General features: G+C 71.6%; 13 protein-coding genes. 6 read left to right on the plus strand and 7 right to left on the minus strand.

The window, feature by feature from the left end; all coding sequences use genetic code 11:
• Positions 1 to 63: 63 nt before the first annotated feature.
• Both hemB and ACFWPS_RS43715 read right to left on the minus strand, forming a co-directional pair.
• Positions 64 to 1,056 (minus strand): porphobilinogen synthase, encoded by a 993-nt coding sequence (gene hemB, locus ACFWPS_RS43710; protein WP_383716917.1) that lies wholly within the window; start codon positions 1,054 to 1,056, stop codon positions 64 to 66.
• 96 nt (positions 1,057 to 1,152) lie between these two features.
• Positions 1,153 to 1,518, minus strand: coding sequence for a hypothetical protein (locus ACFWPS_RS43715; protein ID WP_383716919.1), 366 nt, complete (start codon positions 1,516 to 1,518; stop codon positions 1,153 to 1,155).
• Between the two features lie 162 nt (positions 1,519 to 1,680).
• Between ACFWPS_RS43715 and ACFWPS_RS43720 the strand changes: the two genes are divergently transcribed.
• The 3 genes from ACFWPS_RS43720 (at position 1,681) to ACFWPS_RS43730 (ending at position 3,256) form a co-directional block, all read left to right on the plus strand.
• Positions 1,681 to 2,031 (plus strand): hypothetical protein, encoded by a 351-nt coding sequence (locus ACFWPS_RS43720; RefSeq protein WP_383716921.1) that lies wholly within the window; start codon positions 1,681 to 1,683, stop codon positions 2,029 to 2,031.
• Positions 2,028 to 2,822, plus strand: coding sequence for a hypothetical protein (locus ACFWPS_RS43725; RefSeq protein ID WP_383716923.1), 795 nt, complete (start codon positions 2,028 to 2,030; stop codon positions 2,820 to 2,822). Before ACFWPS_RS43720 ends, ACFWPS_RS43725 begins: the two co-directional genes overlap by 4 nt.
• Positions 2,823 to 2,884: 62 nt before the next feature.
• The gene (locus tag ACFWPS_RS43730) at positions 2,885 to 3,256 is read left to right on the plus strand and encodes a roadblock/LC7 domain-containing protein (protein WP_383716926.1); all 372 of its coding nucleotides are present in this window, start codon (positions 2,885 to 2,887) and stop codon (positions 3,254 to 3,256) included.
• Between the two features lie 221 nt (positions 3,257 to 3,477).
• Here the strand turns inward: ACFWPS_RS43730 and ACFWPS_RS43735 are convergent, their stop codons facing one another.
• The 5 genes from ACFWPS_RS43735 to ACFWPS_RS43755 form a co-directional block, all read right to left on the minus strand.
• A complete protein-coding gene (locus ACFWPS_RS43735; protein WP_383716927.1) occupies positions 3,478 to 5,184 on the minus strand; it encodes a uroporphyrinogen-III synthase in 1,707 nt (568 codons plus the stop codon).
• Positions 5,181 to 6,140, minus strand: coding sequence for a hydroxymethylbilane synthase (gene hemC / locus ACFWPS_RS43740; protein ID WP_383716930.1), 960 nt, complete (start codon positions 6,138 to 6,140; stop codon positions 5,181 to 5,183). The genes ACFWPS_RS43735 and hemC overlap by 4 nt, the downstream gene beginning before the upstream one ends.
• On the minus strand, positions 6,137 to 7,831 hold the full coding sequence (locus ACFWPS_RS43745; RefSeq protein ID WP_383716931.1) for a glutamyl-tRNA reductase: 1,695 nt from the start codon (positions 7,829 to 7,831) through the stop codon (positions 6,137 to 6,139). Before ACFWPS_RS43745 ends, hemC begins: the two co-directional genes overlap by 4 nt.
• Positions 7,828 to 8,583, minus strand: a complete 756-nt coding sequence (locus ACFWPS_RS43750) for a redox-sensing transcriptional repressor Rex (RefSeq protein WP_217554719.1) — start codon at positions 8,581 to 8,583, stop codon at positions 7,828 to 7,830. The genes ACFWPS_RS43745 and ACFWPS_RS43750 overlap by 4 nt, the downstream gene beginning before the upstream one ends.
• 280 nt (positions 8,584 to 8,863) lie before the next feature.
• Entirely contained in the window at positions 8,864 to 9,139 is a 276-nt protein-coding gene (locus ACFWPS_RS43755) for a glutaredoxin family protein (RefSeq protein ID WP_383716934.1), read from the minus strand.
• Between the two features lie 148 nt (positions 9,140 to 9,287).
• Between ACFWPS_RS43755 and ACFWPS_RS43760 the strand changes: the two genes are divergently transcribed.
• The 3 genes from ACFWPS_RS43760 to ACFWPS_RS43770 all read left to right on the plus strand — a co-directional run bounded on the left by ACFWPS_RS43760 (position 9,288) and on the right by ACFWPS_RS43770 (position 13,038).
• Positions 9,288 to 10,211: an HAD family hydrolase gene (locus ACFWPS_RS43760; protein ID WP_383716937.1), complete on the plus strand. Its 924-nt coding sequence runs from the start codon at positions 9,288 to 9,290 to the stop codon at positions 10,209 to 10,211.
• Positions 10,212 to 10,716: 505 nt separating this feature from the next.
• Positions 10,717 to 11,559, plus strand: a complete 843-nt coding sequence (locus ACFWPS_RS43765) for an ECF subfamily RNA polymerase sigma factor, BldN family (RefSeq protein ID WP_383716939.1) — start codon at positions 10,717 to 10,719, stop codon at positions 11,557 to 11,559.
• Positions 11,560 to 11,793: 234 nt separating this feature from the next.
• Positions 11,794 to 13,038: a DUF5667 domain-containing protein gene (locus ACFWPS_RS43770; RefSeq protein WP_383716941.1), complete on the plus strand. Its 1,245-nt coding sequence runs from the start codon at positions 11,794 to 11,796 to the stop codon at positions 13,036 to 13,038.
• The last annotated feature ends 50 nt before the right edge of the window (positions 13,039 to 13,088 follow it).

Consider the following 13,088-nt stretch of genomic DNA (forward strand, 5'->3'; position numbering starts at 1 on the left):
CGCGGGCGACTTGAAAAGTGCCCCCGGCCGGAACTCACAGGCCGGGGGCGCTCGTCGGGTCGCTCAGCCCAGCATCCGGGCGGCTTCGACCGCCCAGTAGGTGAGGATGTTCTGCGCGCCTGCCCGCTTGATGCCGGTCAGGGTCTCCAGGATCGCCCGGTCCCGGTCGATCCAGCCCTTCTCGGCGGCGGCCTCGACCATCGAGTACTCGCCGGAGATCTGGTAGGCGACGACCGGCACGTCCACGGAGTCGGCGACCCGCGCGAGGATGTCGAGGTAGGGCCCGGCCGGCTTGACCATCACCATGTCGGCCCCCTCCTCCAGGTCGAGGGCCAGTTCGCGCAGGGACTCACGGACGTTGGCGGGGTCCTGCTGGTAGGTCTTGCGGTCGCCCTGCAGGGAGGATCCGACGGCCTCGCGGAAGGGGCCGTAGAAGGCGGAGGCGTACTTGGCGGTGTAGGCGAGGATCGCGACGTCCTCGCGTCCGATCTGGTCGAGCGCGTCGCGGACGACGCCGATCTGCCCGTCCATCATCCCGCTGGGCCCGACGACATGGGCGCCGGCGTCGGCCTGCACCTGGGCCATCTCGGCGTACCGCTCCAGGGTCGCGTCGTTGTCCACGCGCCCTTCGGCGTCCAGCACCCCGCAGTGCCCGTGATCGGTCGTCTCGTCGAGACACAGGTCGGACATCACGAGCAGTTCGTCGCCGACCTCGGCCCGCACGTCGCGCAACGCGACCTGGAGGATCCCGTCGGGGTCGGTACCGGGGGTGCCGAGGGCGTCCTTCTTGCTCTCCTCCGGCACCCCGAACAGCATGATCCCGGAGATGCCCGCCGCGACGGCCTCCGCGGCCGCCTTCTTCAGGCTGTCCCGGGTGTGCTGCACGACGCCGGGCATGGCGGCGATCGGCACGGGTTCGCTCACGCCCTCCCGGACGAACGCCGGAAGGATGAAGTCCGCGGGGTGCAGCCGGGTCTCGGCGACCATGCGCCGCATGACGGGGGTGGTCCGCAGCCGCCGCGGCCGTGTGCCGGGGAAGGAGCCGTACTTCGTCATGCGCTCTACGCTACGCCCGTCACATGAGCGCGCTTACCGACTCGGCGTCGGCGCCCCGGCCCACCCGCGGCCGGGGCGCCAGGACCTCCGGAGGGGTCAGACCTCCAGCCCGGTCTCCAGCTTCCTGAGGCTGTGCCGGGCCAGCGCGAGGTTGCTGCGGCCGCGGTCCAGGGCGAGGTAGAGGAAGAGCGAGCCGCCGGTCTTGGTCAGGGGGCGGATCAGGTGGTACTGGCCGCCGAGCGTGATCAGGATGTCCTCGATCTCGTCGTCGAGGCCGATGGACTTCAGCGTGCGCTGCTTGGCGCGGACGACCTCGGTGTTGCCGGCCGCCGCCAGCTCCAGGTCCAGGTGCGGTCCGCCGCCCAGCACGCCGAGCGACATGCCGCTTTCGTAGTCGACCAGGGCGGCGCCGAGGGCCCCGTCGATGCTCATGGCTTCCTTGAGCGCTGTCTCGATGTTCACGCTGGTGCCCTCGATTTCCTTACGTGGGTGGACTCGGACGCAAGCGGTTCGACGAAGGTTGCTTCCCGACTTCTCCGAGTCCGAATAAGTGTCATCTTTGGCCGGTGTTGCAACAGTTGGCAATAAAGTACTGTGCGACCGAGGGGTCAGGAGGGGGAACTCATGGCTTTGCTCGACACCGTCCTGAACGCTGTCGGAAGGACGCCCGGCGTCACCGCCGCCGCCCTCCTGGACGGCGTGACGGGCCTCTGCTACGCCGGGTACGGCGACCCGGAACCGGCACAGGACGCCCAGGAGACCGCCCACTTGGCGATCATGAACCTGAACCGGGCCGGTTTCACGGGCGAGTTGGAGAGCATCGTCGTCACCACCACCGCCCATCACCATGTCACGACACGTGTCAACCAACAGGGTGACCCGCTCCTGCTGTTCGCCCTGGTGGACCGGGACCGTACGAACATCACGTGGGCGCTGCGCGACCTGGCCGAGCACACGGACCGACTGCTCGCATGACCCAGGAGACACCGACCGCCCGCAACGTCCCCGCTCTGCTGGCCGGCCTGTACGCCGAGAAGCGCTCCTGTGCCGTCCTGGTCTCCGGCACCCCGGGCGGTGTCATCCACGTCCGCGACGGCATGGTCATCGGCATGGAGACCCCCGGCGCCCCCGGCGTCGAGGTCCTGCTCCTGAAGTCGCACCGGATCACCGAGGACGACTGGACGGCCACTCGCGCCACCGGCACCGACCCCGCCCGGCTGGCCCTGGAGCTGGTCGCCCGGGGCCTGCTGGGCGCCGCGGAACTGGCGGTCATCGGCCGGGCCGCACTCTTCGACGCGGCCTTCGCCCTGGCCCTCACCAGCCCGGACGGCTGGGAGGTGACCGCTCCCCGCCCGCTGCTCGACACGGGCACCGCAGTGCCGCCCGACCTCCTGGTCACCGAGAACACCCGCCGTACCCGCCTGCTGTCGAACGAACACGGCGCCACCGCCCGCTTCGCCCGCGACCGCCTGGAACCGGCCCCGGCCGCGCGCGACCCGCGGCAGACCGCCCGGCTCTCGCCCCGCCACCGGACCCTCCTGACGGTCACCGACGGCCGCAGGACGCCCCGGGACATCGCGTTCGCCCTCGGCCGCGGCCTGTTCGCCGTGATGCTGGACCTCCGCGACCTCCTGGCCCTGGGCCTGCTCCAGCCCCCGTCCGCCACCCCCGCCGGCCGCCCCAGCACGGCCCCGCGCACCCCGTCCTCTCCCCCCACGGCGGCACCGCACCCCTCAGCGACCCCGCTCCCCCGCCGCAGGCGCTAGCAACCCCGGGGAGGCCGTTCGCCTCCGCACCACCAAGCACGACAGCACAGGAAGAGGCCACCATGAACGATCCCGTGCAGGACATCCTCGTCTCGTTGCGCGACCGGGTGATGGGCGTCTCCGAGACCGTCCTGGCCACCGTCGACGGCCTGGTGGTGGCCGCCGACGCCGACAAGACCCACCCCGAGTCCATGGCTGCCCTGGCCTCGGCCGCCCTCTCCCTCGGCCACCGCCTGGCCGACCAGGCCAACACCGGCACCCTCCGCCAGCTGACCGCCCAGTGCAGCGCGGGCCACGTCATAGTGACAGCGGTGGGCACCCGAGCCCTCCTGGCCGTGGTCACCGACGAGGGCGTGGACGGCCTGGCGTTCGACCGAGAGATCCCCACAGTGATCGAGGACCTGAAGAAGATCCTCGCCCATGACACCCCGTAAGCAAAGGCGCCCCGTAGGGGGCGCGGGGAACTGCGCGACCAGCCACAACGCACCCGCAGACGACCGACGACAGAAAAGGGGGCGGGGGGGGGCGCCCCCCACCCCCCCCGACGAACCACACCAAGTGGGGAGCCGCCCCCCCCCCCCCCCCCCCCCCCCCCCCCGCCCCCACAAACAAACGGGCGCCTGGCGCCCCCCCCCCCCACCCCCTCTGTCTCACCTCACGTAGTGGTACGCCTCCGCCGAGCCCCCGGCCGCCGCTCACTCGGCCGCGTCACCGGATCCCCGGCCTCCAGCGCGCTCGCGCGCCTCCGCAGCCCGAACTCGGCCAGCGCCTCCGCCAGCTTGCCCGCGGACGGCTCCGGAGCCATCACGTCCACCCGCAGCCCGTGCTCCTCGGCCGTCTTGGCCGTGGCGGGCCCGATACAGGCGATCACCGTCACGTTGTGCGGCTTCCCGGCGATACCCACCAGGTTCCGCACGGTCGACGACGACGTGAACAGCACCGCGTCGAAGCCACCGCCCTTGATCGCCTCCCGGGTCTCGGCCGGCGGCGGCGACGCCCGCACGGTCCGGTAGGCGGTCACGTCGTCCACCTCCCAGCCGAGCTCGATCAGCCCGGCGACCAGCGTCTCCGTGGCGATGTCGGCACGCGGCAGGAACACCCGGTCGATGGGGTCGAAGACCGGGTCGTACGGCGGCCAGTCCTCAAGGAGACCCGCGGCGCTCTGCTCCCCGCTGGGCATCAGGTCCGGCTTCACGCCGAAGGCGACCAGCGCCTTCGCGGTCTGCTCCCCGACCGCCGCGACCTTGATCCCCGCGAAGGCCCGGGCATCGAGCCCGTACTCCTCGAACTTCTCCCGGACCGCCTTGACGGCGTTGACCGAGGTGAAGGCGATCCACTCGTACCGTCCGGTGACGAGCCCCTTCACGGCCCGCTCCATCTGCTGGGGCGTGCGCGGCGGCTCGACGGCGATCGTCGGCACCTCGTGCGGCACGGCCCCGTAGGACCGCAGCTGGTCGGAGAGCGACGCCGCCTGCTCCTTCGTACGCGGCACGAGCACCTTCCAGCCGAACAGCGGCTTGGACTCGAACCACGACAACTGGTCGCGCTGGGCGGCGGCGGACCGCTCACCGACCACGGCTATCACCGGCCGGCCGCCGTCCGGTGACGGCAGCACCTTCGCCTGCTTCAGCGTCTGCGCGATGGTGCCGAGGGTGGCGGTCCAGGTCCGCTGCCGGGTCGTCGTACCGGCGACGGTGACGGTCAGCGGGGTGTCCGGCTTGCGGCCGGCGGCGACCAGCTCGCCGGCGGCCGCGGCCACCGAGTCGAGCGAGGTCGACACCACGACCGTGCCGTCCGAGGCGCCGACCTCGGTCCAGCACCGGTCCGAGGCGGTACGGGCGTCCACGAAGCGGACGTCCGCGCCCTGCGCGTCCCGCAGCGGCACACCGGCGTACGCCGGCACCCCGACCACGGCCGCGACACCCGGCACGACCTCGAAGGGCACACCCGCGGCGACGCAGGCGAGCATTTCCTCGGTCGCGTACGTATCAAGTCCCGGGTCCCCGGACACCGCACGGACGACCCGCCTGCCACCCCGCGCGGCCTCCATGACAAGATGAGCCGCATCCCGCACGGGCGGGAGGGAAGCGGTTGTTGACGCACCGTCAACAACCGTCAGTTGAGGCGTGCCTGTGCCCGGATACGGGTCCGACGACGGATCCGGATTCGTGGTCACGACGGAGACGCCCTGCCTGGCGTGGGTCCTGATCACGTCGAGCACGTCGTGCTCGGCGACCAGGACGTCCGCGCTGGACAGTGCCTCCACGGCACGCAAGGTCAGCAGTCCCGGATCCCCGGGTCCGGCACCCAGGAAGGTGACGTGCCCGTGTTCCAGGCCGGCGGGAAGGTTGGTGGGGCTCACTGTGCTCGCTCCCCCATCAGACCGGCCGCGCCCTGGGCAAGCATCTCGGCGGCGAGTTCGCGACCGAGCGCCGTCGCCTGGTCGTGTGTCTCGGGCACGGGACCGGTGGTGGACATCTGCACCGTCCGGGTGCCGTCGGTCGTGCCGACGACTGCCCGCAGGCGCATTTCCTTGACAATCTGCCCGTCGGCCAGCAGGTCGGCCAGCGCGCCCACAGGGGCGGAGCAGCCGGCCTCCAGGGCGGCGAGCAGTGATCGCTCGGCGGTCACGGCGACCCGCGTGAACGGGTCGTCGAGTTCCCCGAGCAGGGCGACGAGCTCCGCGTGGTGCGCGGCGCACTCGATCGCCAGTGCCCCCTGGCCGGGGGCGGGCAGAACCGTGTCGACCGACAGGAAGTCGGTCACCTCGTCGATGCGGCCGATCCGGTTCAGTCCGGCGGCCGCCAGTATGACGGCGTCCAGCTCACCGTCGCGGACGTACCCGATCCGGGTGTCCACGTTTCCGCGTATCGGCACCGTCTCGACGTCCAGCCCATGGGTGCGCGCGTACGCGTTCAGCTGCGCCATCCGGCGCGGCGAACCCGTGCCGATGCGTGCCCCGCGGGGCAGGTCGGTGAACTTCAGCGCGTCCCGGGCGACGATCACGTCGCGCGGGTCCTCGCGCACCGGTACGGCGGCCAGGACCAGGTCGGCGGGCTGGGTGGTCGGGAGGTCCTTCAGCGAGTGAACCGCGAAGTCGACCTCGCCGCGCAGCAGCGCGTCCCGCAGGGCGGTCACGAAGACACCCGTGCCGCCGATCTGTGCGAGGTGCTCGCGGGAGGTGTCGCCGTAGGTGGTGATCTCCACCAGCTCGACGGGCCGCCCGGTCACCCGGCTCACGGCTTCCGCCACCTGCCCGGACTGGGCCAGGGCGAGTCTGGATCGCCTGGTCCCCAGCCTCAGTGGATTGTCACTCATGCCGGTCGGTCCTTCTTGTCTGTGCTGTCCACGGCCCGGGAGACGGCGGCAACCGTCTCGGGGTCGAGGTCGAACAGGGTCCGCAGCGCGTCCGCGTACCCGGCGCCGCCGGGCTCGGCCGCGAGCTGCTTGACCCGTACGGTCGGCGCGTGCAGCAGTTTGTCGACGACCCGGTGCACGGCCTGCCGGATCTCCCCGCGCTGCCGTTCGTCCAAGTCGGGCAGGCGCCCGTCGAGCCGCGCGATCTCACCCGCGACGACATCGGCGGCCATCGTCCGCAGCGCGACCACGGTGGGCGTGATGTGCGCCGCCCGCTGGGCCGCGCCGAAGGCCGCCACCTCGTCCGAAACGATCCGCCGGACCTCGTCCACGTCGGCCGCCATCGGGGCGTCCGCGGACGCCTCGGCCAGCGACTCGATGTCCACAAGCCGCACCCCGGCCAGCCGGTGCACGGCCGCGTCGATGTCGCGGGGCATGGCGAGGTCGAGGAGGAAGAGCGCGGGGGCGGGCCGGACGAACCCGGCGACCGGCTCCGGCCTGCGCCGCTCCGGGATCCGGCCGACCCGGGCGGCGGCCGCGGCCAGCGCCCCGATCAGCTCGGCCTCGGCCTCGGGCGCACGGCGCCCGGCCTCCCGGATGTCGACGGTCCCGTTGTCCACCCAGGCCGCGTGCTGCTCCAGCTCGGCGGCGGCCATGCCGGCGACGGCGGCCTCCCCCATCACGGAGAAGCCGCTCTGCGCCGCGGTGAGGTCGAGCGGGCAGTTCTCGTCGGTGCCGAGCCCGGTACCGGCAGCGGCCGGCAGCTGCTTGGACGCCGACGGTACGTCGATCTCGGCGACGGGCTCACCCGTCCGCCCCTCGACCGCCGCCGCGACCGCCTCGGCGGTCAGCACCAGCCCGGTCGCACCCGTGCACGACACCACGACGTCGGCACGTGTCAGCTCGCCCGGCACCGCATCCATCGGTACCGCGCGGGCCGCCACGTCCGTCTCGTCGTTCTCGGCGATGATCTGCGCCAGCCGCTCGGCACGGTCGTACGTGCGGTTCGCGACGACGATCTCCGTGACCCCCGCCCGCGCGAGCGTGGCGGCGGCCAGCGAGGACATCGATCCGGCGCCGATGACCAGCGCCTTCCTGCCCTTGGCCCATTCCTGCACATCCCCGCCGGCGGCCAGCTGCTCAAGACCGAAGGTGACCAGGGACTGTCCGGCCCGGTCGATCCCGGTCTCGGAGTGGGCACGCTTGCCGACCCGCAGACCCTGCTGGAACAGGTCGTTCATCAGCCGCCCGGCGCTGTGCAGCTCCTGCGCGCGGGCCAGGGAGTCCTTGAGCTGCGCGAGGATCTGCCCCTCGCCGACGACCATCGAGTCGAGCCCGCAGGCCACCGAGAACAGGTGGTGGACGGCCCGGTCCTCGTAGTGCACGTAGAGATAAGGGGTGAGCTCGTCCAGTCCCACCCCGCTGTGCTGGGCGAGCAGCGTGGACAGCTCGGCGACCCCTGCGTGGAACTTGTCCACGTCGGCGTAGAGCTCGATGCGGTTACAGGTCGCGAGCACGGCGGCCTCGGTGGCCGGCTCGGCGGCGACCGTGTCCTGGGCCAGCTTGACCTGGGCGTCCGCGCTGAGCGCGGCCCGCTCCAGGACGCTGACCGGGGCGCTGCGGTGGCTCAGCCCGACGACGAGGAGACTCATGCCGGCATCACGGCGGGTACGTCCCCGTCGGGCCCCTGCTCGCTGGAGTCCTGGTGCGCGGCGACGGGCGGGACCGTCCCCTCGTGCTCCTCGCCGGCCTTGCGCTGCTCGTGGAAGGCGAGGATCTGCAGCTCGATGGAGAGGTCGACCTTGCGTACGTCGACGCCGTCCGGGACGGACAGCACGGTCGGCGCGAAGTTCAGGATGGAGGTGACCCCGGCGGCCACCAGCCGGTCGCAGACCTGCTGGGCGACGCCCGGCGGGGTGGTGATCACGCCGATGGAGACGCCGTTGCCGGAGATGATCTTCTCCAGGTCGTCGCTGTGCTGCACGGCGATCCCGGCGACCTGCCGCCCGGTCATCGCCGGATCGGCGTCGATGAGGGCGGCGACCCGGAAGCCACGGGAGGCGAACCCGCCGTAGTTGGCGAGAGCGGCGCCGAGATTTCCGATACCGACGATCACAACCGGCCAGTCCTGGGTCAGGCCCAGCTCGCGGGAGATCTGGTAGACGAGATACTCGACGTCGTAGCCGACACCGCGCGTTCCGTACGAACCCAGGTAGGAGAAGTCCTTGCGCAGCTTCGCGGAGTTGACCCCCGCGGCCGCGGCCAGCTCCTCCGAGGAGACCGTGGGGACCGAGCGCTCGGACAGTGCGGTCAGAGCGCGGAGGTACAGCGGAAGCCGGGCGACGGTGGCCTCGGGGATACCTCGGCTGCGGGTCGCCGGTCGGTGAGTTCGGCCAGTTGCCACGGTGCTCCAACGGGTTGAGCGGGGCTGCGGACGGTCACACGTACCCAGACCGCCCCGTCGACAGCAGGCTATGTCTTTGTGAACGCGTGCACAAAGATGGTGTCCGATTTGCCCGGCCAACGTGACCGGGGTCACGCGCCCCCGGCGCAGCCGTGCGGAGCCGGTGCACAAGCGCCCGCGCTCCCTCTCCGATAGGGGCAAAACCGTACACACTCCTTACGAATCCCGCCCCCGAGACCAAGCCGCCGTCGATCCTAAGCGACTTTGCAGCCGGTTTGGACTAGTCGGTCAGTGCCTTGCGGAGCCGTTCCTCGTTCACGCGCCAGAAGGTGTGCTGTTCGCCGTCGACGAGTACCACCGGGATCTGTTCCCAGTAGAGATCGTGCAGTTGCGCATCCTGGGTGATGTCCTTCTGCTCCCAGGACACTCCGAGGTCGCCGCACACCTTCTCGACCACGACCTGTGCGTCATCACACAGATGGCAGCCGGGTTTACGGATGAGGGTGACCGATCGCGCACTCGGCGCGGGCGCCTTCCGGCCAAAGAGGGGACTCATGACGTCCATTGTCCCGCCCCTGGCAGGGCATGTCCGCCGCCTTCTGCACGGGTTCTTCGCTTTGTTTAACGACCTGGTCGCGGAGAGTTCACACCCATCCAACTCCCGTGACTCCGGAACCTCCGAACAAACTGGCTATGCTCACGACATGGCCGCTCTCGGATGGCTCACTCCCCGTAGGCGCTCCGCCACGGCGCGGAGCGTGTTGGCAGGCGAGGCCTCGGCGGAGGCCGCGCGCAAGAACCAGGAAGCGCCGGCACCCCTCGACGAGGCCGCGGAGCCGGACTTTCCCGTGCTCGGGGACGACAGGGCCGCCGCGTTCTTCGACCTGGACAACACCGTCATGCAGGGCGCCGCCATCTTCCACTTCGGCCGTGGCCTGTACAAACGGAAGTTCTTCGAGACCCGCGACCTCGCCAGGTTCGCCTGGCAGCAGGCGTGGTTCCGGCTGGCCGGCGTCGAGGACCCCGAGCACATGCAGGAGGCGCGGGACTCCGCCCTCTCCATCGTGAAGGGCCACCGGGTCGCGGAGCTCCAGACCATCGGCGAGGAGATCTACGACGAGTACATGGCCGAGCGCATCTGGCCCGGCACCCGCGCCCTCGCCCAGGCCCACCTGGACGCGGGCCAGAAGGTGTGGCTCGTCACAGCGGCCCCGGTGGAGATCGCCGGCGTGATCGCCCGCCGGCTGGGCCTGACGGGCGCGCTGGGCACGGTCGCCGAGTCGGTGGACGGCGTCTACACGGGCAAGCTGGTCGGCGAGCCCCTGCACGGCCCGGCGAAGGCCGAGGCGGTGCGCGCCCTCGCGGCGGCCGAGGGCCTCGACCTGTCCCGCTGCGCGGCCTACAGCGACTCGCACAACGACATCCCGATGCTCTCTCTGGTCGGTCACCCCTACGCCATCAACCCGGACACGAAGCTGCGCAAACACGCCCGTGAACTGGACTGGCGCCTGCGCGACTACCGCACGGGGCGCAAGGCGGCGAAGGTGGGCATCCCGGCGGCGGCGGGCGTCGGCGCGGTTGCCGGTGGCACTGCGGCCGCGATCGCGTTGAGCCGCCGGCGTCGATAGTTCGGCGTCGGCCGAGCAGGACATCGCCGTAGCACCGCGGGCCGGTTCCCGGCTGCGGGCACGTCGTGGCCGGTCGCGCAGTTCCCCGCGCCCCTTTAGGTTTCTCCGGCCGCGGGCAGTCGTGCCGGTGGGGCGGCACGGGTGGGCGCGGGCGGCACCCTGCAAGCGCCGGTAAGCGTCCCCACCCCGCCCCAGCCCCCACCCGCCGGCCCCCGAACACACCGGCGTCCTCTCCACGCGCCCGGAATTATCGCGCGGTCACCTCAACACGCCCCGCACATCGCCGAAACCCGCACGTTTACGTTCAACAACCGATCACTCTAGGGCCCTTGAGGCGCCGCCAAACGGTTACAGAAGCGACGCAATCGATGATTTGAGCAACTCGGTGTAGCAGTGCCTGCACGAAGCGTTATTCTCCTCAGACGCAAACCGGTTCCCCTCCGTCGCTACGACGGGTGAAAGGTTCCGTACTGCACGTGATGGAAGCTCTGCCTCTGGGAGTCCCGTGTACCCACACGTCGGGGTTGACGCCTCGGGCCTGGCTACGCTGCGCGCAACAGTCGCGACGGTCAAAGAGACGCTGCGCGGCCTTGTCCCGACCGCGTACGCCGTCCCCGCCTTCGCCAACGCCGCCCCCGTCGGCCCGTGCTACGCACTGGCCGACGGCATGGAACAGGTGCCTGCGCGCAGCGCCGTCGCCGAGGGCCGCCGGTCCGGCGACGGACGGGGCGTGGGCAGACGCGGCCGCGCCACCGGCGCCACCGCCACCACCACCGCCCGCCGCCCGGCCGCGGACAGCGACAGCGCCCGGATGATGGATCTCGTGGAGCGCGCCCAGGCCGGCGAGGCCGACGCCTTCGGCCGCCTCTACGACCAGTACAGCGACACCGTGTACCGCTACATCTACTACCGCGTCGGCGGCAAGGCGACCGCCGAGGACCTCACCAGCGAGACGTTCCTGCGCGCGCTGAGAAGGATCGGCACCTTCACCTGGCAGGGCCGGGACTTCGGCGCCTGGCTGGTCACCATCGCCCGCAACCTGGTCGCCGACCACTTCAAGTCGAGCCGCTTCCGCCTGGAGGTCACCACCGGCGAGATGCTCGACGCCAACGAGGTCGAGCGCTCCCCGGAGGACTCCGTCCTGGAGTCCCTCTCCAACGCGGCCCTGCTCGACGCCGTACGACGCCTCAACCCCCAGCAGCAGGAGTGCGTGACGCTCCGCTTCCTCCAGGGCCTCTCGGTCGCCGAGACCGCCCGGGTGATGGGCAAGAACGAGGGTGCCATCAAGACCCTCCAGTACCGGGCCGTGCGCACTCTCGCCCGGCTCCTCCCGGACGACGTGCGCTGAACCGGCCACCCTGGGCGACAGGCAACTCACGCTCCGTGAAAGCGTGTTGTCTTTCTCAGCCGATCACCGGTCGTCCGTAACCCAAGTGCCGAGCCGCTCGTTGTGCGGGATACAGGCTCCCTGTGGTCACGTCCGACCAGTCCCCGATCACACGATCGTGTGGATTGGTCGGGGGCGTGCAACCCTCAGGACCCCCTGGGGAGTCGACCGTCATGACGAGAGGAGGTGCCGCCAGTGATCGCGAACGTATCGGCCCACCGGCGGGCGAACGCCTTCGCCCAGGCTCTGGAGGAGCAGCCCGACCGGGACCCGGCGGCCGCCCGGTCCGGGGGACCGGCGGGCGATCCGGCCGCTCCGGACCGGGCCGAACGGACCGAGCAGGGCGAGCTGTTGGCCCTGGCGACTGAGCTCGCCGCACTGCCCAAGCCGGAGCTCGACCCGAAGGTCAAGGTCGTCCAGCGGGCCCAGCTTGTGGCCGCGATGGAGGCCATGCTGGCCGAGGGCACCCTGGGCAGGGCGGCGGACGCTTCGGTACCCGAGCAGCGTGCGCCCCGTTCCAAGGGCGCACATCGGGCCAGCCCCCTGGGCAAGTTGCGACCGCGTTCCCGGCTTGCCAAGGGGCTCGCCGCGGGCGGCCTGAGCGTCGGCGTGGCAGCAGGAGCCTTCGGCGGGGTCGCCGCCGCCAGCTCCGACGCCCTGCCCGGCGACTCGCTGTACGGCCTCAAACGCGGCATCGAGGACTTCAAGCTCAACTATCTGGCCGACGGCGACGACCAGCGCGGCCAGACCTACCTCGACCAGGCCTCGACCCGGCTGGTGGAGGCCCGTCGGCTGATGGACCGGGGCCGCGGCGGCCACCTCGACCACGAGTCGATCGGGGAGATCCGCCGCACCCTGTCCGGCATGCAGCACGACGTCACCGAGGGCCACCGACTGCTCCACGAGGCGTACGAGCGCGACCCGGACTCGCTGGGCCCCATCCAGGCCCTGTCCTCCTTCGCCCAGTCCCACCGCGAGGCCTGGGGCGCCCTGCGCGAGAAGCTCCCGGTCCAGCTCGGGGACGTCAGTCAGCAGGTGTCGTCGGTCTTCGACGCCATAGACCAGGAGGTCGCCCCGCTGCAGTCCCTGCTCCCCCAGCCGCCCCAGAACACCGGCGGCACCGGCAAGCAGGGCTCCGGCACGGCGTCCACCGGCTCCTCCGGCAGCCACCGGTCGACGACCCCGTCCACCTCCGGCAGCTCCTCCTCCGGCCACGACTCCGGCACCGGCAGCCCCAGCGGCTCGGCCTCCGGCAGCGCCGGCGAGGGCCTCATCGGCGGCACCACGGGCGGCCTGCTCGATCCCCCGAAGACGGGAAGCTCGGGGAGCAGCACGTCCCCGTCGAAGACCCCGTCCAGTGCACCCGACGTCACCCTGCCCCCGCTCCTCCCGGGCCTGCTACCGGGCCTGGGTATCGACAGCGAGGACAGCAGCAGCTAACACCCCCCGCGCCCCCCCAAGCGGCGAAGCCCCCGCGGGGGGGGCGCGGG

Source organism: Streptomyces sp. NPDC058457 (assembly GCF_042720695.1).
Taxonomy (GTDB): domain Bacteria; phylum Actinomycetota; class Actinomycetes; order Streptomycetales; family Streptomycetaceae; genus Streptomyces.